This window comes from Ginsengibacter hankyongi (assembly GCF_008710285.1).
GTDB classification, from domain to species: Bacteria; Bacteroidota; Bacteroidia; order Chitinophagales; family Chitinophagaceae; genus Ginsengibacter; species Ginsengibacter hankyongi.
The window spans coordinates 14,910-38,157 of record NZ_VYQF01000011.1; the positions used below are offsets into that span (position 1 = coordinate 14,910).

Below are 23,248 nucleotides of genomic sequence, written 5' to 3' on the forward strand. Positions count from 1 at the left end.
CGTAAATTTATCCCAACTAAATATACAGTCTTATGAGAAAACTTAACTTATTACAGTTTACTACCGTAATCCTTGCATTTCTCTTATTTTCTTTCGGGGCCAACGCACAACAAAGGGTAATAACCGGGGTTGTATTGAATGCTGACGGGAATGGTATTCCTTCTGCTACGGTTCAAATAAAAGAAACAAAGGAAACAGCCATCACAAACGAAGATGGAAGATTTTCAATAAAAGCTGCCAACGGCCAGCAGTTAGAAATTAGTTCGGTAGGGTATGTAAATAATTCTATTGTTGTCGGAAAGGGAAGTAATTTACGGATTCGTCTCGAAGCCTCCGGAAAAGAATTGGGGGAAGTAGTGGTAACTGCATTAGGAATATCCAAGCAAAAGAGATCGCTGGGGTATGCTGTTCAGACCGTGGACAATAAGCAATTATCTGAAGTAAAACCTGAAAATATTGTAAATGCACTCTCAGGTAAGGTTGCCGGTGTGCAAGTAACGAATGCTACCGGCGCCGTAGGTGGTTCTGCCCGTATTGTGATCAGGGGAGAAAGTTCTTTTACAAATAGTCAACCCCTGTGGGTAGTAGACGGAACCCCCTTTATTAATTTTGAATCGAATAAGGACCCTTATGATGGGGCAGACTTTGGTAATGGTGCTTTGGATATTGACCCCAGCAACGTTGAATCAATCACTGTTTTGAAAGGTGCAAATGCTGCGGCGCTTTACGGATCAAGAGGTGCGAATGGTGTCATTGTCGTGACCACAAAAAGAGGATCAAAAACAAAAGGTTTTGGTGTTGAGGTTTCTTCTGCGGTGACTGCCGATGTAGACCCTTATCTTCCTTACTATCAAAATAAGTATGGCGGAGGTAACAATGGAGAAGAATGGTATTGGAATGATTACAATAAAAGAAACGGTACAAATTTAACCTACCAGGAATATGCCCAGAAGTTCGGATACAGTTATGTTGATGGAAAAAACGGCGTAAATGATGGTACTCCATCAAGCTGGGGTCCGCGATTGGATATTGGCCTTATGCTTCCCCAATTTACCAGTCCGCGTGATGCAAACGGTAACATTATTCCTACACCATGGATTTCTCACCCGAATAATGTGAGAGATTTTTATGAAACCGGCATCACGGCTGATAATTCTATTGCATTATCAAAATCAGGAGACCTGGGTTCCATGAGAGCATATTTTAATGATAACAGGGAAAAAGGAACCTTGCCCAATACTGATTATCGCAAGAATACATTCGGTTTCAGCAATGATTTAAAATTAAATGATCGGTTAAAGTTTAGTTCTAACTTAAGTTATATAGTCAATAGGAGCGATAATATGCCGTCACAGGGTTATTATGGTGATGCACCAAACAGTCCCCAATCAGGCGTAACGTTCATGCCGCGCCAGGTTGATATTGTACCTTTAAAAAAATACTGGAATACTATTATGCCATCCGGGATGCCTTATAATTTTGGAACTGGTGAAACACCCAATCCTTACCTGCAGGCGCATAACACCAATAGCCAGGATAGAAACCGAATCTTCGGAAATGTATCCCTGGATCTGAAATTAACAGATTGGTTAACACTGAGAGGACGTGCAGGAACAGATTATTATGATCAGAACCAGAAAAGTATTTCCAAGTCACTTACATTCAGGGCAACTGATGGTTCCGGAATAAATGGCACATTTTCTGAGTCGAATATCATGCAGTCAGAGACAAACTATGATTTGCTGGCCGTATTCAACAAAAAATTGGGAAGCAAATTCACGCTTGATGGAACAGTTGGTGGTAACGTGATGGATGCCAAGGTTGTCAGGAAAACTATAGGAGCAAATGACCTCGTAGTACCCGACCTGTTTACCATTGCTAATGCAAAAGGAGTGCAGTCAGTTAGTGAGTACAATAGCAAGAAGGAGACACAAAGTGTGTTTGGTTCTTTTAATCTTTCTTATAAGGATTACCTGTTCCTGGGTGTTACCGGCCGTAACGACTGGAGCTCAACACTTCCGTCGAATTCATGGTCCTATTTTTATCCCTCCTTCAGTTTGAGTTTTGTATTTACAGATGCATTTCATATCTCTTCGGACATATTATCTTATGGCAAGGTGCGTGGAAGCTGGGCAAACGTAGGTAGGGATACTGGTCCTTTTATGCTGCAGCCAACCTATCAGCCATACGGAGGCGGACTGTGGAACGGGAATGGCCTATATACGCTGCCGGGTACATTACCTAACCAGAAGCTGAAACCTGAAGCTAACAAATCAGTTGAGTTCGGTGGTAATTTCAAATTCTTTAAGAACAGGATTGGAATTGATGTTTCATACTATGATGCAAAAAACCAGGACCAGATTCTCAATGTTGCCGTTCCAAATTCATCCGGTTATAATGCTGTAACGGTAAATGCAGGAGAAATTGAAAATAAAGGTATTGAGGTTATACTGAATACAATACCCATAGAAACCCGTAATTTCAGATGGAATCTGGATATCAACTATGCGAAAAACAAAAACCGCGTGAACTCACTCTATAAAGACCTTGAAACATACCAGATATCGTCAATGTGGGCATCTTCAATTCAAGCCCGCCCGGGTGAGTCATTTGGTACTATTATTGGTAATGCATATTTAAAAGATGCTGCCGGAAATATTTTGGTTAACGATAAAGGTAGAATACTCAAAGCTCAGAATCAGGAGATTGGTAATATTACTCCCAAGTGGTTAGGTGGCATGACCAATACATTTACCTATAAGAATTTTTCTTTACGCGTTCTGCTTGATACCAGGATTGGTGGCGACTTTGTTGCAGGTACCATTCGCTGGGGAGGTTCCGGCGGAGCACTTAAGTTTACTGCTGACGGCAATCTCAGGGAAGTAGGAACTGTTTGGAATGCTCTTAGAAAAAGCGACGGAAAGCCAAACACTCAGAATATAAGTGGTCACGCCTGGGTAAGTGATTTTGCCACGACAACGCAAAACTGGGTGGTGGACGGCTCATATGTAAAATTACGCGAAGTGAGTTTTGGATATACCTTACCAGTAAGCAAGATGGGTAATTTTGGAAATTATGTGCATAGTGTAAGAATAGCCTTAATCGGTAGAAATCTTGCGATTCTTCACCACAGCAAACAAAATATTTATGGAATTGATCCGGAAGTATCATCCGGGAATAGCCTTGTCGGGCTCGGCTATGAGCAAATGACAGTACCTGTGTGCAGGAATATTGGAGCAAGAGTTACTTTCTCATTTTAATTTATGGATAGCTATTATCAACACAGAAAATATTTAAAATTTAAACAAATGAAAAAAAAATATATATACCTACTACCTGTTGTCTCACTTGTCTTTTTGGTGAGTGCATGTACCAAAAAATTCCCGGAGATCAACACGGACCCCAACCTTCCGACGGAAGTTCCTCTTGCGAACCACCTGGCGGGAGCCATGATCAGTTTCGATCAGGGTTTTATGGCGCCTTCTAACACTAATATTGACCTTAGTACAAATTATGTAGGTGAACGAAATTCTGCCTACCCTGCAGATCTTTCCAGTACCTATCAGAATTGGACAAGCGAGGACTGGGGGGGGTATTATAGCACTCTGAATGATATGAACGACATCATTGCCAAAGCTAAAGAAGCCAATGCTTACAATATGCTGGCTGCTGCGCTTACTTTCAGGGCCGAAATTACGCAGATTGCCACAGACGAGTGGGGTGACATGCCCTATTCCGAAGCAGCGAAAGCTTCAAACGGCGTATTGCGTCCTAAATATGATGATCAGAAATCGATATATGATTCAATCATCAATGACTTAAAAACAGCCGCAGATATATTTAAAGCAGGACACACTGACCAGATTGGTACCGTGGAGCCCTTCTACAGCGGAGATGTACATAAATGGCAAAAACTATGTAATTCTTTACGTATGCGGGTAGCTACACGTATTTCATTTGTGGATGCAGCTAAAGCCCAATCAATTATTGCAGAAGTGCTGGGTAATCCCTCTGATTATCCCATCTCTCAGACTATTGATGACAGGGCTGAGATCACTTACGCCGGCGACAATACCTGGCAAATTGGCTTCTGGTATTGGGCCAACCTGCTTGAGTTCGAATGTGCCGGACAACGTATTGTGGATATATTGAAAGCTTACGATGATCCACGTCTTATGAGACTTGTTGCACCTGCAGTTTCTGATGGTCAATACAGGGGTACTTCAAGAATTGGCCGTAGTTCAAATTTTAAAGTTAACGATATCTCCTATTTCAACAAGAACTATTATGTTGTCAATGGCACCACAGGCCCTAATATTCACTACAGGCACTCAGAAGTGTTGTTTGACGAAGCAGAAATTTATTTAAGGGGATTATATCCTGGCGGAGATGCTGCTGCGCAACAGGCCTATGAAGCGGGGATTTACGCATCGATGAAAGAGTTGTCCATTATGGCTGATGGATCTCCAAAAATACCGGATGATTCAATTGCTTTATATATTGCAAGTGATTCAATAAAATGGAGTGGAACCACCCAGGAAAAACTGTGGAAGATATGGAATCAGAAGTATATTGCCCATTGCTTCATGCTGAATGAGTCATGGGCTGAAATGAGAAGGACAGATGTTCCACTGTGTTTACCTGCAATAGGTTCTTACTATCCGAGCCATAACAGGGGACCTTTCCGTGTTCCATATCCTGCTAATGAACAACTGATGAATTCTGTGAATTCTAAACAGTATTTTGCCGCACAAATAGCAGGAGACTACCTTTGGGGAGGCCAACTGTGGTGGGATAAAAGAACAGGCGTGCATTAAACTACTGGTCGCAAAAAATGAACATCCATATTTATTAATAAAACTTCGCGAAATTCTTAGACACTACAAAAGATGAATTATACAAAAGTGTATTGGATCTATACAAACTAAACGATTCAATAGAAAACATCTATTGTACCGAACCCAAAAATTGTTTGAATTGTAAGATTAATTTATTGGGTAAAACAGGCAAGCTGTAGTGAAGTGAAAGGAAGCGGCGCAAAGCTGTTTTGCTGGTTTTGTTTGTTGAGGTAAAAGACTTCGTAAACTACTTGCCAATACCGGAAAACAATATTGCAGACTTAAACAAAATCTTTATGAAAACCAGGCACCGCTGCATTTTTACTATCATTGTAATCTTCGCTTGCGTTGGGATATGTGTGGCTTTTAAAGAAAAAAATAAAAGTGTTAAAAGGGCCCCCGACAAGCGGCCTAACATTCTTTTTGTGATCTCGGATGATCAGTCATATCCTTATGCGTCAATATATGGGACAACCGGGGTAAAAACGCCGGCTTTTGATGAGGTAGCCAGGTCAGGAGTGCTATTTAACAATGCGTTTGTTGCGGCGCCTCAGTGTAGTCCTTCGAGGGCTGCGATCTTAACGGGGAGGAATATCTGGCAACTGGAAGAAGCGGGTACACACAGCAGCTATTTCCCCAAAAAATTCCAGGTGTTTACGAATGTATTGGAAAACTCGGGCTATTGGATCGGCTATACCGGCAAACCCTGGGCGCCGGGTAACTGGAAAAATGCAGGCTGGACACGTAATCCTGTTGGTCCTGAATTCGACGATAAAACATTACAACCTCCTACGAAGGACATTGCCAATTTAGATTACTTTGAAAACTTTGTTGATTTCTACAATCAGAAAAAAGATCATGAACCTTTCTTTTTTTGGTATGGAGGGTACGAACCGCATAGAACTTATGCGGAAGGTTCCGGCAAAAATGCTGGTAAAAATATCATGAAAAGTTTCGTTCCGAAATTTCTTCCATCAGACACCGTCGTGAAAAGCGATATAGCAGATTATGACCTTGAGATTGAATGGTTTGATCAACAGCTAGGTAAAATGATCAATTTCCTGCGCCAGAAAGGGGAACTTGAAAATACCATAATCGTGGTCACATCAGATAACGGAATGCCTTTTCCGTCGGCAAAAGCCAACCTCATGGAATATGGGACACACGTGCCATTAGCAATAAGCTGGCCCGCAAAAGTAAAAGCCGGAAGAATTTGTAACGACCTGATAAGCCTTATTGATCTGGCGCCGACTTTTTTACAAGTAGCTGGAACTGACACTATGCACGGTATCACCGGCAAAAGCCTGACCAGCCTTCTTTTAAATAATAATAATAACAGACCGCACCGGACCTATGTATTAACCGGACGAGAAAGACATACTCATGCGAGGCCGGATGACCTTGGTTATCCATCGCGAGCCATAAGGACAAAAGACTTTTTATATATTATGAATATTAAGCCTGATCTATGGCCCGCAGGTAACCCGCCACCTGATAATGCGATGAGTGCAGATGGTACGATAAAAAGCAAGGAAAATAAATCTATTGGCATTGGTTACAAGGATATTGACGATCCAAGCCCTACGAAGAAATTTATGATAAAATATAAAGATGAGTTTCCCGCGCTGTTTGAGGAAGGGTTTGAGAAACGCCCTGCCGATCAGCTATTTGATATAAAAAGGGATCCCTGGTGCACTAAGAACCTTGCTGATAAGCCGGAATATGTTGTCATAAAAAATGCCTTAAAAGATCAATTAAAAAAGTTATTGACACAGCAGGGTGACCCCCGCATGCTTGGATATGGTGATATTTTTGACAGTTATCCTCGTTTTGGTTTAATGCGTAACTGGCCGGGATTTAAGGAGAAAGGGGAATATAACCCGGCATATGAGCCTAAAGGGATGCAAGAAATAAAATAAAAAAGTTTTAATTTTTTTTATTATTAACAATTTTGTTTGATCATCCGGCAATATTCATGCTCCCGGATTGCCTTCACAATTTGTGTTTCTGTACAACCCTTTTTTTTTCATCATTATCCATTTAAAGTGAAAAATTTATGCAACTTTTAAACGGACGGTTAAATTTCATATTGTCAGCTGCGGACTTTTGAAACCTCAAAGCTTTGCAAAGAACTGGCATCCATTTGCACCCAGATAATTAACGTGCAAGTACCATCAGAATCAATAAAGGTTCCCTGCCTGAAATTTGCTCCTGGCTTTATTAAATTTCCATTTATCTTCAAACCTGCTTCTACCGTTCTGCTGTTCCAGTTTTTTATCTCAAAGCACAGGTTATGCATAGGACACTTATTGCTGCCAGCAATTTGAAATTTCAGTGGAATATTATTAATGATAAAACTATACGCCCGGTGGGCCGGGTTATATCCAAAGCTTTTACCTCCCGAGATATTTACAGCAGAAGGCGCATTCAGCCACGACTTTGCAAGGTTTGTAAGTGAGACAGCGCGCTTATCGGTCATTCCTTCCATCAAAATATCTTCCTGGTAAGCCGCTTTTCCATCTTTTTCTTTATATAGGTTCCAGTACAAATGAGAAATCGAACTATGGGAGGCTCTGTCAGGGAAACTTGCGTTTCTACCTGAGGAGTTAATTTGGGCCGTCGGCCAGTGGTTCCAACTCGGGAAAACAGAATACCATGTTCTTTCTCCTTTATAAATGTCTCCATCTGTAAAATTCTGGATACTATAGGGATCATATTTTCCAGTATAATTTATTTTTTGAATCAAAGTGCCTTTAAAGTTGGGCTTCGGCGGATTAGGATTCCAGTCATAATCTACAGACTTGCCAGAAGTGTCAACTAAAGTCATCACCGGAGTTTTTTTAAGCACACTTTCAGGATGTTGACCTTCACTTAAAACGGCAATTTGTTCGTCCCATTCGTGCCATTCTTCTGGCTTGGAAGAATACCATTTCATAACTTTACAAGCGACACCATCCGGATAAATATAATAATCCCAATCAGATATGTCCCCCCAACCTGTTGTTGAATCATAATTGGCCCAGTGATGACTGGGATCGGCCTGCCGATATCTCCAGTTAACAACAACTCTTGCAGGAGTGTTCTCTATAATCCTGACTTGAGAATCCCAGCATCCTTTGTCAGACATAGGTTCACAGTCTCCCGGCGCATCTTTTGTAAATCCTGTTTCATCGAATTGGTTTGTAAACCATTGACCGGATTCATTTACGATCATGGGAATATAACTAACTCCTCTCCAGAAAACATACTTTATTGGCAATTTATCAAACCCCACAACAACGTCAGCAAATTTACCAAAACGAAACATATTCTCCCATGTTTCATAATAAGGCAGATGCGTATAAACTCCTTTAAATTCTCCGTTTGTAGAGGGAGCCGGAAATTTACGTTTTTGCAGGTCCGGAGAGTTGGCAATTGCTTTTCCTGGAAAAAAATTCCTGTAAGTTTCGGCAATCTGGTTATTATTTAATGCTACATCATATATCTGCACTTCATCAATTAGTCCATCTATTCCAAAATTACTTGGATAAGTATCATGGGTTCCTTCAGTGGGCGTTCTCATTATACCTGCTTTCCCGATGCGAATGTCGGTATTGACAGTCCGGACACCGCTTTTGCCAACTGATTTACTCGCAATTTCTTTTCCATCTAGAAACAGCCGCATTACCCCTTGGGTTTTATCATAGCTCGCTGCAAGGTTGTACCACCTGAAGAGTGCAAGATGATTTGCATCATTATACGGCGGCTTATTTGGCACACTCAATTTTTCCCACGTCGTATCAATTTTTATCATAACCCCGGGGTAACCATGGCTATCTACACCCAGAAAATATCCATCATTATCACCTTGTTGTACTAAAGGCGCCCAGTTCCAGGGATATGCGCCAAGAGCAATCCATCCTTCAAGGGTTAAACTTTCTCCTGAAGCAACAGCTCTACCAACAGGCGGAATTGATACTACCGTATTATAACCATCAAAATCGAGAGATGTGCCCGAAATGCCCTTTTTCCAAAGTGTTTTATTGCCTGGCACCACGTCTTTTATTTTATGAATTTTTTCACTAACATTATCTCCGAGGCCCTCGTCAAAACTGAACCATATCTTTGGCCGAACTACAACCGGACCTGTTGCCCGGTTGCCCTTAACCCTGATCTCTTTCAATGAATGTCTGGGCTCGCTAATACTAATTTGCCTTATGCCATTTGCTCTTAATTGAAGCTTTTGAGTGGTTTTAAATGCGGGGTCGTTCCATTCGTCAATTTTTACTGTTCCGGTTTTTACTTCACGTTTTACCATGCCATCTGGAGCAATTGTAAAAGTTTCCTCCACAAAGTTATCTGGGTTAACTCCCTTATGAGGATTGCCTTCGGCAAATTGTGATAAATACCGCCATTGAATGATGATTTGTTTGGGACTGTTTTGAATAATTTCTGCGTGAGAATATACATTTGCTCTATCGGGCATTTCACTTGTGCCATTCCCGGTACGCGATATAATTTCCGAAAAATTCCACTGCCCCTGATCTGTTTTCCAGTAGGGTAAATAGCTATTCCCCCTCCAGAAAACAATTTGGCCTCCTGCGCCAGAAAGTTTTACGATAATATCGGCACGGCTACCGGTCCGGGAGTATGCTTCCCAATTCTGTCCCGTATTTATTTTCGTATAATAGGCGCCAAAATCAACTTGACCAGTTGCACCGGTGACAATTAATACAGCTGCAAGAATTGTAAAAAATGTTTTTAGACCGATTTCTGGTAAAATAAATGTTCCTTTCGTGATGTGCATGATGAGTATAAATTGTATGATTAAGTTGCGTTAGTTGGCTTAACTGCAAGTAACCGCCGTTAATCCAAGGGAATCTATACCTTCAACATTCAGGACTTTGTCCGGACGACAATTCTGATCGTGAGACCAAACGTTATTTTTTGATCTCTTGAGGCAAAGGATAACAGGCGCCTCTCATATCGTAATAAGTCCCGGAATCGCCTTTTCATCTGCCACTTATGATTGATTCTCTTTTTTATTCTTATTGATAGTACCAGTCAAAACGGATAACTCCAGGCTGGTTTCAAATATCGGCCATTAATGAAAGAGATAATTATTAATAAATATCACCAATGACAAAACTCACTAACACTTATTACATCGTCTCGGGGGCTGTAGTAGCATCATAATTCGTGTAAACGGAACCTTCCCTTTCACTGTTATTTCAAAAGTAATACTTTCGATTTTACAATGATTCCTCCCATTTAAAATTGGTTAATATCAGCTAAATACTTGGCAATTTATGGATATTAAATAATAGTGATTAACAATAGCTTTATCATTACCTAGATATTGCTTTTAAGTGCCGCTATTTCACGAAAATAAAATTAAGAACTAATCATGATATCCAAAAAATCACTAGTGAAATGAAAAGACAATTTATCTGCGTTGGTAAAAATCAACCTATTTCGTTACGGAATCTGAAAATGAATTTAATTACAACCTTTTTTTTGTTAGCAGTTCTGCAGCCTTCTGCAACAAAAAAGCCCAACGTAATTTATATACTTACCGACCAGTGGCGTTCTACCGCTTACTATCTGACAAATTTGGTTTTCATGAAATGTTTCAACATACCATTTTCACTTTTAAAAGTGAGTTTTGAAAAGGCGTAAATTTTTACAATCAACCGGGCTGCTGACTACTATGGGATATCTGTCTCAAGCTACTCTTTTGCGTGGCCGCTTTTTCATGGGACAAAATATTATAAATGCTGACTTTCATAAAGCTATTATTAGCAAATCCGGGAACCATGTAATCCTGGAAAATCAATATACTTCATTTGCTTTTGATACCGGCACCGGGACCTATGTTATAACGGATAAACTATCCGGAATTAACTCCATATCAGACGCTGCATTCAAAATAAATGAATGGCGTTCTGACGATAAAGATTTTGAAAGGAATTATAAAAAAAGAAAAGTCAGTGATGATTCGGGTGATGCGTTGGCGCTGGATATAACACTCGAAAAACCGAATGGCCCGCGTTTACTTTTTACAGTTATTCTTTACCATAATTACGGATTCCTGAATATTACCGGCGGTATTAAAAATACACTTAACCATTCGATACAGGTACAAGAGATATATGCTGTATCCAATGCAAAGATTTTTCAAGATACAGATGTTGCTGAAAATTTTGCAATGATTGATGGGTTTAGCGGGGGGGAACCACTTGAATATGGAACCAGGATGTATTCGCCGCTCACAAGAAGTAATGCTTTAAAATCGCGAAATAATATACTGCTGACTTTTACAAATGATAACCAGCGAAAAGTTGCCGTCCTTGGAGGGCTTACCTATCATGATTTTGACAAGTTTGCTTTCATCGAACAGGCAAGAAGAACGGAACTGGAGAAGGGGGCCGATGGTAAAAACAGTTTGTTATGTTATCTAAATCTACCCTTTGATACATCAGACCAAAAAGATGATAAAGAACTCCTGCGGGTTGAAAGCAAAATGCTATTACAAAGATGGAATTATCATGAATTTCGTTGTGAGGAAACAGCTACTTCAGCTAAATCACCCGGAGATATAATAATAACTACTGAACACATTGATCCTGACAAAAGATATTTACTCGGATTCTCCTGGTGGAACGGATACCAGCACGGAGATCATGAAGATAATCACCAATCCGTTTATATTGAATATACCAAGGATGATCATTATAAGAGAATTTCTTTAATCAGTAATCATACCGTACCTCGTTTTGATGGTGTGAAAAAGAAAGATGTTGAGCAGGTGGAATTTTCCTTGCCTGCGGACGCGATCGCTTCAAAAACTTTTAAAATAATATTCACAAAAGGTGACGGCCAGGAGAAGGACAGGAACGTTTACCTCAGCGAAATTTGGTTAAGAGATGGTTCCTTTCAGCCGTTATTACCAAATTCATTAACGGAAGTAAAAGAATGTGTGAAACCCCGCATTAGTTATACCGCAAATCTTTTTGCCAAAGACCCTGTTGGAAAGAAAGTGGATCCGGGAATTGTGTACAAACCTCTTGATAGTTTTTACATCGACGTGGGGAGTAATGATCCATTTATTGCCCTGGAAGAATATGGCAAAAGAGTATGTTCGGCACAGGCGGTGAATCTTAGCATCTATGATTTTCCAACCGTTTGCCTTTGGTATGCTGAGAGTGCAGGATATGGCAACAGTGGCGCAGAAAATTCAACGGTTGGGGCCGTGAATGAAATGCAAATTATTAAGGACTCCGGGTTCTTAAATTATTCCCGTGTGGCAGTGCGTTTGGTTCCGGATTCCTATATGCCCGATAACCAGCAGGGATGGTGGGATGATGAACACTGGCAACGTGAAATAAAAGAACATGTCGGAGGTAAACACGGCAGATATATTTCACCTTTTGAGACATCAGAAAAGTGGGGGAAAGCGGTAACCGAACTGGGTGGTATTCCGCTTACTTATTTTCAGACGGGTTACAGGTCAGAAGACTATGCAAAGGCCTATCCCGGACACATGTTATTTAATAAAACGTATGCCTGGAAAAATGGTGCTGAAGACCCGAACGGGGAAATATTTACTTCATGGAAGAAAACATGGGAGCGCAATGGACAAGTGGTTTGGGGGTATGATTATACCGACCCTGGATTCCTTCAACATTTAACCGAAGTATATCATAATCTCAGGAAAGGAGGCGTCAAGGGTTTAATGTTTGATTATCCTTCTTCGGGTTGGGCCAAAGACGGTGGAATGGAGGACAAGCATGCTACGACTGCTGCTGCCTACAGAAATATTTTTAAGTACGCCAGTGACGGCTTAGGGCCCGGGGCTTATGTTCATGAACGTAATATGGAGCGGGGAAGTGATAGTACCATTGGCCTGGTTGCATCGATGCGAACAGAAAATGATACGGACATTATGGACAGCGCAACTGTCACCCGTTGTGGATTGCGGTGGTATAAGAACCGGGTCTTGATAAACCAGGATACTGATTCGAAAAATATTGTGCGGCTAAAGGATAACAGGGATGTGGTGCGGTCTGTGCTAACTATGTGTTATGTGGTTTCAGGAAGATTATTATTGGCAAATAGTTTTCGCCAGTTTTCTAAAGATATGTTTTGGGACCTGACAAGAACCTTTCCTTATCATACCCAAAATAAAAGTGCAAGACCTGTAGACGCATTTGTTTCACCCATACCAATGGTATATGATTTTGAGGTAAATGATAAATGGCACCAGGTAACATTTTTTAATCCCGACCAGGAAAAAGAAAAAAAGATTGGAATTTATATTTCAGGAGATCGTTTTAACGGATCTCTGGCGCTTAATAAACATAAATCTTATTACGTGTATGATTTCTGGAATGACAACTTCACAGGCAAATTAAAAGGATCTGCAAAGCTTGAACAGGTATTGCGTCCCGGCGAAGCACGCATGATGTCGGTAAGAGAAGTGCTTGAGGTGCCGCAGGTGTTATCCACAAATCGTCATATTATGCAGGGATACCTTGACATGATAAAAACGAAGTGGAATCCCGTTACAAAAACATTAAACGGTATCAGCAAGATTGTTAGCAACGATCCTTATGTTATAAGCATTGCTTCCAACGGTTACAAAAGTCTTTATTGTTTCTGCAATGATGATGGGACAAGATTAACCTTGTTCAATGAAAGCAATGGTCTTGTAAAGCTCAAAATCGAATGTCCGGGAAACAAAGAAATTGAATGGGCCGCAGTTTTTGATAGAAGGTAAAAAATTATGGCTTGGTTGTTTTATTAAAATGCCTAAACCAATTTTAATAAATTCTTGATTTAAGCGAATGAAATAAAGCAGAATTGAAATATTAAAAGATGTAAACATGAAAAAAAAGCTATTTGTATTGGTGTTGATTTTCTTAGGTTGTCTTTTTACAACTCTTACTTACGCAAAAGTTACGTTGCCGGAAATTATTTCTTCGAACATGGTATTGCAACGCAATACGAAAGTTTCTTTATGGGGCTGGGCTAATGCGGGCGAAAAAATTAGTATCAGGACATCCTGGTTGAAGGAGACAATGCATGTAACTGCAGCTAATTCTGGTGATTGGAAAATAATACTACAAACTACTAATAGTAAAAAGCCTCAATCAGCATGGATCAATAGCAATAAACAAACTATTGCCCTTACTAATATTTTGTTTGGAGAAGTATGGCTGTGTTCAGGTCAGTCAAATATGGAAATACCCATCAGCGGTTATATGGGGCAGCCGGTATATGGAGCACAAGAAGCAATTGCTGATGCTGCAAATGATAATATCCGGTTGTTTACTGTGAGTAACCAGGCCAGTCTCACGCCCCAGAACAAACTCGGAGCTTATAAAGAATGGCAATCGGCATCGGCTGCAAGTGTAAAAGATTTTAGTGGGGTAGCCTATTTCTTTGGAAAACATTTGCAGGAAGTATTGGGAGTACCTGTAGGGCTAATACATTCATCCTGGGGAGGTAGCCTCATTGAAGCCTGGATGAGCAAAGAATCTTTAGGGGCAATAAAGCATTTTGATCTCAATAATGTTGACCTCAAACGGGGGAATCGTTTCCCGACTGTTCTCTTCAATGCAATGATACATCCGCTTATTCCTTATACTATCAAAGGCGCTATTTGGTACCAGGGAGAAGCCAATATCAGCCAACCCAAACTCTATAAATTACTTTTCCCGGCAATGGTAAGCGACTGGCGTGCCCGCTGGGGAATCGGTGATTTCCCTTTTTATTATGTACAGATTGCACCATTTGCCTACAGCAAACAAAACCGCATGGATGATCCGGATAACGCCGCCTTCTTACGTGAAGCCCAATTGCAGTGCCTCGATATAATTCCCAATTCGGGTATGGCGGTTACGCTTGATATTGGTACAGAACATATCATTCATCCCACTGACAAAAAAGATGTGGCCGACAGGCTTTTATACAATGCCTTAAATAAAACATATGGATACAAAGCCATCGATTATGCAGGACCTATGTACGATTCAATGTATAACAAAAATGATGGCATTTATATCACCTTTAAAAATGCTGAAAAAGGATTGTACGCCTTTAATAAACTCGATGGATTTGAAATAGCCGGAGCAGATAAAGTTTTCTATCCTGCTGAAGCAACTATTTATCAAAGGAAAGAGGTTTTTGTTAAGAGTGATAAAGTAATCAATCCTGTCGCAGTTCGTTACTGTTGGAGAAGCTGGACGGTTGGCACCCTCTTCGATAATTTTTTATTGCCCGCTTCATCTTTCAGAACAGATAATTGGGATGATGCAAAACAATCAGAGTAATTAGAAAGTGAGATTAAAAATTAAAAATGGTTACAATGAAAAATAACAAAAAATGCCGGTATGTGTCAGCTAATCTGTGCATGGATGGCGTAGCGGTCAACACATGCCTTTTTCAATTTTATCGCCCGGTAATCTTAATCTTAAAGGCCGGCATCTTATCTCTTATTTTCATGTTCTTATGCCCTAAAACCTTTTCCCAAAAAAAGAACAACAAACCAGAAATGGTTAACAACAGTGGGCAAAGTGTTGGTGGCTATATGATCGTGCAAACTAAAAAAGTGGATCAAAAATTTAATGCAGGCTATTCGATTTATACAGCCGCGTGGCCTTTATTAAAAGAGTATCCGGGCCGAAGTTTTCAATCTGGTTTGTTTGGCACATGGATGTTCCCCATGCGTGACTCTTCAAAAACAAAAGAGAAACTATATTCTGATATAGAAGGAGGATTAGGATGGTGGCGCTCTACACAGTATGCAACGACCACTCCTAAATTTAATATGGGTGGGGTACAACTGAATTTTGCCGGCTGGGCAAACGGCCCCGGTTCAGGTAAAGGCACGGATTGGAATAAGCCAGAGGGTAAATATGGGGTGGCTCAATTGAGTCCATGGTTGCTTTTCCCGCCAGACGGTCTTAATTTGAAACAAGGAACTTGTGGTGAACTGTTCGGTTACGGATACCTCCCTTTGCCACTAACCGAAGCAAAATCCACTACTGCAGGAGAAAATATCCCAACCGGAAACCAGAGCTGGACCTTATTTCTGAACACCGGAAACTTTAAAGGTCCGGTTGCTTTTTTCACGCCTTATTTCTGGTCACAGGTGGCTCTAAAGAATCCCGGAGTGAGTGGGTTATTCCTGGATGTTTTGCCTTCAAATGCGAACAAGTACTATGAGATGGAAACCCAATATGTTCCTTCCGCTGAAGGTACCGACGCTAAAGGAGAAAAATATATGCGTATTGCATCCATTCAGTATCCTGCGGCACCTGATGGAAATTCCCGAGTGATGAACCGGCTAATGGTGTATAACAAAAAAGCACTTTGGGATGGCGTAAAAGCCTGGTTCGATGGCGGAAAGCCTGTCAGCGGGCTTATTGATACCAGCGAGGGGTTTATGCAACATTTTACCGGAAAAGTCAGGTCGACTTGGCAGTTATTTGAAGACAATGTTCCAAAGAACCACAGAGCGCTGTTGAACATAAATACGTTTTTAAGTGCAGATTCAGCAGACCCGATTACACTCACGCTAAACTGGAATAGCAACCTGGTGACCCGGAGAAAAATAGCTTCTGGCTACTTGTTAACTCTGCCTGAATATTATCATTTTGTAAAAAATAATAACGACAGTATTGGTGAGTGGGTTGCTGTGGCTCCCTCAGACGTACCAACAGAAACAGGATTGCAGAAAGTTTATTTCAAAAATTCAGATACAGCACCACCAAGGTTATATGCTACTCCCGATGATAAAAATAGTTGCTGGAAAAATCCCGGCCCTGTAGCCGGACCTTACAAAGTAAAACTGGGAGACGGAAGTACCCTGACTTATTACTGGTATCGTTTTGCTGACCAGCCAGCTTTACTTAATGCAGATTTGACAAGTGCTGAGCGTGAAGAAATGCAGGGGCGGGTGGAGAAACTTCAAAGGTCATGGACTAAAGACAAAGAATATTTGCCACCGCCAACTATTGGAAAACTGGCGGATATTGACCCGGCACTGATTGTTACTCCTCCTGCGGGTTTGGAGGTTGGTTATGTTCCGATCGTTTCCCGCCAGGATATCGAATAGTAGTGATGTATCCGGAGCATGGTTGGAAAGTATTTTCCAGGCGCGGTTTTTAAAATGATTTTTTTATTGAAAAAAATATATGATATGAGTGTTCGATGTGTGGTTGTTTTCATTGCCTTACTTCTATTGGAAGAGGGTTCTGTCCAATCACAACGAGTGACTTTGTCTCCTGATACGGTAAACTATACTTCTTTTGTCTGGCCTTCTGAAACTCCCGGGGATTGTCCTTTTCCTCAATCAAAAGAATTTAATTCCATAAAATTTCTTGGAATAAAAAGTGGCTATCATTATGGTGATACATGGTTTCCCACCTGGGCCTCCAACGATACATTATATTCACCATGGACCGATGGTGAAACAAGAAGAATCGACGGTTATAATGACCTTTCACAATCATGGATTGATCCGGTGCATATCACAACCGGAGATGGCGTTATCGTTGGGGATGATCCTTTAACCTTACAGGCGTACAGCATTGGGCTTGATAAAAATTCGCCGGCTTTTCCTTACCATGGCCGTTATCCCTCCGGATCATTAATATATAACGGCGTGTGGTATTATGGCACTTATTGCCTCGACCCTGCAGGTCGTGCACAATATGGAAATGAAATCATAAACTGGCCCTGGATGGGACCGTTTGTAGGTTTCAGGTATTCCAAAAACTATGGACACACCTGGATAGCTTGCCCACATACGCCGGAAAATCCATTGTTTGGTGAAACAGGAATTAATGGATACCCTGTTAAAATTGGCGCTCCTCACTTCGTTGATTTTGGCAAAAACATGCAGTATTCCCCCGATGGCAAAGCCTACCTGGTAGCGCATGGCGCTGATACAACAGATAAAAAATGGCGCTTCTGGAATGATAGCTGGATAACGGGAGACCAGATTTATTTGCTGCGGGTTAGTCCTTCCCCAGAGAATATTAATGATGCATCAAAGTATGAATATTATGCGGGCAAAGATGCCAATGGTGTTCCCGTGTGGACAAAAAATTTTAATGAAATACAACCTTTATTAAAATGGAATAACAACATGGGTTGCGTAACGGTTACGTATAATGCGCCACTTCATAAATACCTGATGTGTGTTACCGATGGTGGCAACACCTATTCAAAAATGAACACTTATATGTTGGAGTCAAATAGTATTACAGGTGATTGGCAATTAATCGCCTACATGAAGAATTTTGGTGAACAAGCCTATTTTGTAAATATTCCTTCAAAATTCATTGGTAAGAATGGAAAGACTTTCTGGTTGCTCTACTCAGCAAACTACTGGAGAAGTATGAATGGTCAATCAATTGCCGTAAATCCACCCGGTAGTCATTACGGGATGGTATTTCAGAAAGTGGAGTTGACGAAAATGAAATAAAAATATCAGGCTGACGCTCAAATTAATTTTTTAAAATATCTGCGAGATGACATCATTAAAAAAAATCCTCATTACCTCCATTTGCCTTTTACTGGCTCTTTTAGCCCTATGTACAAGTATGGCTGGTTTTCAGAAACGGAAGACTGATCCGAAAAAGAAAGTTATGCCAAATATCCTCATAGTAACGGTTGATGATATGGCTTATAATTCAGTGGGTGTTTTCGGCTGCAGGATTTCGGGAATTACTCCGAACATTGACAAACTTGCCGCAGAAGGAATGGAGTTTACTTATGCTTTTGTAAATACCGCAGTATGCCAGCCCTGCCGGGAAAGTCTTCAAACCGGCAGGTATCCTCATAACAATGGTGCTGAAGGATTTGAACCCATTAAGTCAGAGGTACCCACACTTTCTGAGCAACTGAGAAAGGCCGGATATATCAATGGAATTCTGGGAAAGGAGATCCACCTACAACCCCTCGAAAAATTCTGTTGGGATTATATTCCATTTAAAACGGAAAAAGATTCTGTGTGGAGAAATAGCTTTGGCCGCAATCCAAAGTTTTATCATGACTATTCAGCAAGATTTTTTCAAATGGCAAAAACGGCGAATAAGCCTTTCTTCCTGCTCGCCAATTCGCAGGATCCCCACCGGCCTTTTGCCGGCAGTGCTGATGATACTGCAGAATTTGGTAACAGACGTCCGCCTTTAACAAGACAGTATAGCCCTGAGGAGGTTGATGTGCCGGGTTACCTTCCCGATATTCCAAACGTGCGAAAAGAAGTAGCACAATACTATGGATCAGTCCATAGAGCCGATCAAAGTATCGGCGGCGTATTAGATGCGTTGAAAGAAAGCGGAATGGCCGACAACACACTTGTCATATTTTTGAGCGACCATGGAGCCGCGTTTCCTTTTTCAAAATCTCAATGCTACTTTAATAGTGATAAAACGCCATTGATTATAAAGTGGCCGCATAAAGTTAAACCGGGTTCTGTGGATTCTACACATATGATTTCAGGAATCGATCTAATGCCCACAATCCTTGATGCATTAGGTCTTCCATTGGTTCCGCATTTAGACGGAAGAAGCTATTTGCCCTTACTTTTCGGAAAAAAACAAAGTGGAAGGACTTACGTGTATGCTACGTTCTATCAGATCTTTGCGAAGATTCGCTATCCTATGAGAGCACTCGAGGACAAAAATTTCGGTTATATCTATAATTTCTGGTCGGATGGTAAATTAGCTATGACCGGCGATGCCACATCGGGCCTAACCTGGAAAGCTATGGTTAAAGCCGCCCAAACCGATCCTTACATAGCACAGCGGGTAGAACTTTACAAGCACAGAGTACCTGAAGAATTTTATGATTTTAAAAAAGATCCTAACGGCTTGCACAACTTGGTAAATGATCCGGCTTATTCTAGTGAAGTACAAAAATTTCGAGACAAGATGCTTGAAGTCATGCGCAATTTTAACGACCCCGCTTTTCAGGCTTTCAGAGATAGAAAGCAGACTGGAGTAATAAAAGAATTTATGCAGCAACAAAAAGTCAAAGCTAGCCATACCGGACATGATATTCGATTCTAGGTGAGTAAGGCAGCCAAGCTTATAAAAGTGTTATTTAGCTGGATCTATATTTTCACGGTGAACTTATGTAGCGACAATTTCTTCCTGGGTAGTCTGAATCCAAATACTGTGTATTCTAAGAATAGGATGGTTGCCAACAGAAGAATGGATGCAGCCATTGTTTGGGTGGATGAAGAAAAATTACTGGACACGTAATTTTAAATTTGGAGAGTAAAATCGAATTTTTCATTATTAATATTTATAAATGAAAACTATACAAATACCCTTATTGCCTGCTACATTACAACTGGGAAGAAGAAACTTATTTGCAATCATTGCGACTTTATCGTTTACCTCATCCGTAAGCAGTCAAACAACGAATAGCAGTCGACCGAATGTATTAATTATACATGTGGATGAATGGCGAGCCCAGTCGACCGGATACTCAGGTGATAAGGATGTTAAGACACCAAATCTTGATAAGTTATCTGCCACAAGTGCCAATTTTGTTAATGCAGTATCCGGTATACCGGTATGCACTCCTTTCCGGGCTTCTCTAGTGACAGGACAAAGGCCTCTGACTAATGGGATATTTATGAATGACGTGAGGCTCGATACTAATGCTATTACGATAGCCAAAGTGTTTGACGAAAACGGATATCAAACAGGTTATATTGGCAAATGGCATCTTGATGGAAAGTACAGGTTAAGCTTCACACCGCCGGGAGCCAGGCGGCAAGGCTTTGAATATTGGAAAGCAGTAAACTGCGATCATAATTATAATCATTCAGTTTATTATGATAATGATGATACAACAAGACACTATTGGAAGGGGTATGATGTTTTTGCTGAAGCAAAAGATGCAGAGAAATATCTCAGAAATCACGCTCATGATCATAATCCTTTCTTCCTGATGCTGGCATTTGGACCACCGCATAATCCCTATAACACAGCACCAGAAGCATATACTAAAATGTACGATCCGTCGAAACTGGCATTGCGCCCCAATGTGCCGGTTAATATGCAAAATGAAGTTCGAGAAAATTTAGTCGGGTATTACTCACACATGACAGCCATTGATGATATGGTAGGTGAAATAATCAATACCTTGAAACAAGAAGGTGTTTATGACAATACCATCATTTTATTTACTTCAGATCATGGAGATTTAATGGGCTCCCATGGAGCTTACCGAAAACAAAAGCCATGGGACGAATCTATTAAGGTACCAATGTTGTTTCATTATTCAGGAAACAATGGGATTAAAGAAGGCAACTATAGTGCTATGATCAATTCTGAAGATATTATGCCTACACTTCTTGGGATGTGTAATATAAAAGTTCCCGGTACGGTAGAAGGCATTGATTTTAGTAAATACTTACAAGGGAAGGAAAAAGACCCGAAAGACACGGTTTCTATAATTACGTGCATACAGCCGTTTGGAGAATGGGCACGGGTTAGGGGCGGTAAAGAATATCGTGGAATACGGACTCCTCAATATACATACGTAAGGGATTTAAATGGACCATGGCTATTATTTGATGATGCGAACGATCCTTACCAAATGAAGAACCTTGTAAATAATCCAGGATATACTTTATTACAGCATCATCTTGATAGTTTACTAGCGGAAAAACTTAAGGTTGCGAACGATAAGTTTTTACCAGGTTTATTCTATGTAAAAAAATTCCATTATCCTCCGTTGGATGCTACCGGCACGGTGGGATATTATGAATAACAGGGTTGAAACATTAAGCGTAAGAAAAAAAATCGATGGAACCGTTGCAAAACTGAAAAATGTGCTGATTGGTGAAGTTTGGCTTTGTTAGTTTTTGCCTTTAACTGTTTTTCGGGAATTATTATCAGTCTTTAAGTTGCATTAGAAACTATCAATATAAATCAAATGAAAATGATGTATAAAAAAATTAAAGTCCTGTTTACAATTAGCCTGGTATTATTATTTTTTTCAGATTCTAAGGCACAAAAAAATGTAATTAGCGTTAAACCCAACATCATATTTTTATTAACGGATGACCAACGATGGGATGCGATGGGGGCAATGGGTAATCCGATTATCCAAACCCCCAATATGGATAAGTTGGCCAGTGCAGGGATATTATTTCAAAATGCATATGTCACAACTTCCATTTGCTGCACAAGCCGCGCCAGTATAATGACTGGCCAATATGAATCGGGCAACCATATAAATGATTTCCGTACAGATTTAAGCGCGGAATCGGTTGCAAATTCCTATCCGGCATTGTTAAAAGCAGCAGGCTATAAAACCGGATTTATTGGCAAATTTGGAATAGGTACACATCCACCACAGCAGGTATTTGACTTTTGGGTTAATTCAGAGGGCGGAGGTAAGATGCAACCAAATTATATTACGTTGGATAAAAACGGAAATAAAATTCATGATACCGATACATTGGGGCACGCAATTCAAGAATTTCTGGATCAGTTTGGCAAAAATGGTCCATTTTGCCTTTCTGTAAGCTTTAAGGCGCCGCATGAACAGGACGGAGATCCCCCAACTTATGTGATTCAACCAAACTATAAAAATTATTATAAAGATGTAACTATCCCTGAACCAGTAACCGCTGATCCCAAGTATTGGCAGCAGTTTCCCGACTTTTTCCGCACAGATACAAACTTCGCAAGGTCAAGATGGAAAGGATTATTTGGGACGCCTGAACTTTATCAGGAAAATGTAAAAAATTATTATCGCCTGATAACAGGAGTGGACGATGTGATTGGAAAAACCATGAAGAAATTGGATGAATTAGGTATAACAAAAAATACCATCATCATATTAATGGGGGACAATGGAATGTTCCTGGGTGAACATGGCATGGAAGGTAAATGGTATGGTTATGAAGAGTCCATTCGGGTACCGCTCCTCATATATGATCCTAATTTGCCGGATAAAATAAAACAGTATAAAGCCCGTCAGATGGCTTTAAATATTGATATCGCCCCTACTATCCTGGGTATGGCAGGTGTTCAGGCCCCCAAAAAAATGCAAGGAGTTGATTTAATAAGTATGCTCGAAAACAAGATTCCTGAAAGAAAAGATTTCTTTTACCAGTATTATTTTTTAGGCGGACCACGGTTACCAGCAGAGGAAGGGGTTGTAACAAGGGACTTTAAATACATGAACTATATTGAACACAATTATGAGGAGTTGTTTGATATAAAGCATGATCCTCATGAAACAAGGAATTTGGCAAATGATCCAAAATACAGGATGAAACTGGAAGAATTACGTATAAGATATCACGAATTGAAAGACATATATGGTCTGCCTCCAAATGAAAGGATGCGTTCGAAGACTAAGTTTTAGAAAGTCTGAGTTTATCATGACAG

Annotated in this window: 12 protein-coding genes; 11 read left to right on the forward strand and 1 reads right to left on the reverse strand. The window is 40.5% G+C overall.

The genetic code is table 11. The annotated features are described in order from the left end of the window. The first annotated feature begins 32 nt into the window (after positions 1–32). From FW778_RS20640 to FW778_RS20650, 3 genes are all read left to right on the forward strand, one after another. On the forward strand, positions 33–3,260 hold the full coding sequence (locus FW778_RS20640; protein ID WP_150416789.1) for a SusC/RagA family TonB-linked outer membrane protein: 3,228 nt from the start codon (positions 33–35) through the stop codon (positions 3,258–3,260). 48 nt (positions 3,261–3,308) lie between these two features. Next, on the forward strand, positions 3,309–4,817 hold the full coding sequence (locus FW778_RS20645) for a SusD/RagB family nutrient-binding outer membrane lipoprotein (RefSeq protein WP_202552406.1): 1,509 nt from the start codon (positions 3,309–3,311) through the stop codon (positions 4,815–4,817). 317 nt (positions 4,818–5,134) lie between these two features. Next, on the forward strand, positions 5,135–6,757 hold the full coding sequence (locus FW778_RS20650) for a sulfatase family protein (RefSeq protein ID WP_150416791.1): 1,623 nt from the start codon (positions 5,135–5,137) through the stop codon (positions 6,755–6,757). A gap of 173 nt (positions 6,758–6,930) precedes the next feature. On the opposite strand, the gene FW778_RS20655 is transcribed toward FW778_RS20650, so the two are convergent. Next, positions 6,931–9,624 carry a LamG domain-containing protein gene (locus FW778_RS20655; RefSeq protein ID WP_150416792.1) on the reverse strand — a complete coding sequence of 898 codons (2,694 nt, stop codon included), beginning with the start codon at positions 9,622–9,624 and terminating at the stop codon, positions 6,931–6,933. Between the two features lie 858 nt (positions 9,625–10,482). Between FW778_RS20655 and FW778_RS20660 the strand changes: the two genes are divergently transcribed. The 8 genes from FW778_RS20660 to FW778_RS20695 all read left to right on the forward strand — a co-directional run bounded on the left by FW778_RS20660 (position 10,483) and on the right by FW778_RS20695 (position 23,225). Beyond that, positions 10,483–13,596, forward strand: coding sequence for a hypothetical protein (locus tag FW778_RS20660; RefSeq protein WP_150416793.1), 3,114 nt, complete (start codon positions 10,483–10,485; stop codon positions 13,594–13,596). Between the two features lie 106 nt (positions 13,597–13,702). Next, a complete protein-coding gene (locus tag FW778_RS20665; protein WP_150416794.1) occupies positions 13,703–15,151 on the forward strand; it encodes a sialate O-acetylesterase in 1,449 nt (482 codons plus the stop codon). Positions 15,152–15,186: 35 nt separating this feature from the next. Continuing rightward, positions 15,187–16,938 carry a hypothetical protein gene (locus FW778_RS20670; protein WP_202552407.1) on the forward strand — a complete coding sequence of 584 codons (1,752 nt, stop codon included), beginning with the start codon at positions 15,187–15,189 and terminating at the stop codon, positions 16,936–16,938. Positions 16,939–17,022: 84 nt separating this feature from the next. Next, complete coding sequence (locus tag FW778_RS20675; protein ID WP_150416795.1) at positions 17,023–18,312, forward strand: DUF4185 domain-containing protein; 1,290 nt, start codon at positions 17,023–17,025, stop codon at positions 18,310–18,312. Between the two features lie 163 nt (positions 18,313–18,475). After that, positions 18,476–19,900, forward strand: coding sequence for a sulfatase family protein (locus FW778_RS20680; protein WP_202552408.1), 1,425 nt, complete (start codon positions 18,476–18,478; stop codon positions 19,898–19,900). Beyond that, the gene (locus tag FW778_RS20685; protein WP_150416797.1) at positions 19,901–20,095 is read left to right on the forward strand and encodes a hypothetical protein; all 195 of its coding nucleotides are present in this window, start codon (positions 19,901–19,903) and stop codon (positions 20,093–20,095) included. 49 nt (positions 20,096–20,144) lie between these two features. Further along, positions 20,145–21,617: a sulfatase family protein gene (locus tag FW778_RS20690; RefSeq protein ID WP_150416798.1), complete on the forward strand. Its 1,473-nt coding sequence runs from the start codon at positions 20,145–20,147 to the stop codon at positions 21,615–21,617. A 171-nt stretch (positions 21,618–21,788) separates the two neighbouring features. After that, positions 21,789–23,225, forward strand: coding sequence for a sulfatase family protein (locus FW778_RS20695; protein ID WP_202552409.1), 1,437 nt, complete (start codon positions 21,789–21,791; stop codon positions 23,223–23,225). Positions 23,226–23,248 lie beyond the last annotated feature (23 nt).

What these genes read in the sequence shown, in the direction of transcription:
- FW778_RS20640 (WP_150416789.1), top strand. Translation starts at nt 33, where the DNA reads ATGAGAAAACTTAACTTATTACAGTTTACTACCGTAATCCTTGCATTT.
- FW778_RS20645 (WP_202552406.1), top strand. Translation starts at nt 3,309, where the DNA reads ATGAAAAAAAAATATATATACCTACTACCTGTTGTCTCACTTGTCTTT.
- FW778_RS20650 (WP_150416791.1), top strand. Translation starts at nt 5,135, where the DNA reads ATGAAAACCAGGCACCGCTGCATTTTTACTATCATTGTAATCTTCGCT.
- FW778_RS20655 (WP_150416792.1), bottom strand. Translation starts at nt 9,624, where the DNA reads ATGCACATCACGAAAGGAACATTTATTTTACCAGAAATCGGTCTAAAA.
- FW778_RS20665 (WP_150416794.1), top strand. Translation starts at nt 13,703, where the DNA reads ATGAAAAAAAAGCTATTTGTATTGGTGTTGATTTTCTTAGGTTGTCTT.
- FW778_RS20670 (WP_202552407.1), top strand. Translation starts at nt 15,187, where the DNA reads ATGAAAAATAACAAAAAATGCCGGTATGTGTCAGCTAATCTGTGCATG.
- FW778_RS20675 (WP_150416795.1), top strand. Translation starts at nt 17,023, where the DNA reads ATGAGTGTTCGATGTGTGGTTGTTTTCATTGCCTTACTTCTATTGGAA.
- FW778_RS20680 (WP_202552408.1), top strand. Translation starts at nt 18,476, where the DNA reads ATGCCAAATATCCTCATAGTAACGGTTGATGATATGGCTTATAATTCA.
- FW778_RS20690 (WP_150416798.1), top strand. Translation starts at nt 20,145, where the DNA reads ATGAAAACTATACAAATACCCTTATTGCCTGCTACATTACAACTGGGA.
- FW778_RS20695 (WP_202552409.1), top strand. Translation starts at nt 21,789, where the DNA reads ATGATGTATAAAAAAATTAAAGTCCTGTTTACAATTAGCCTGGTATTA.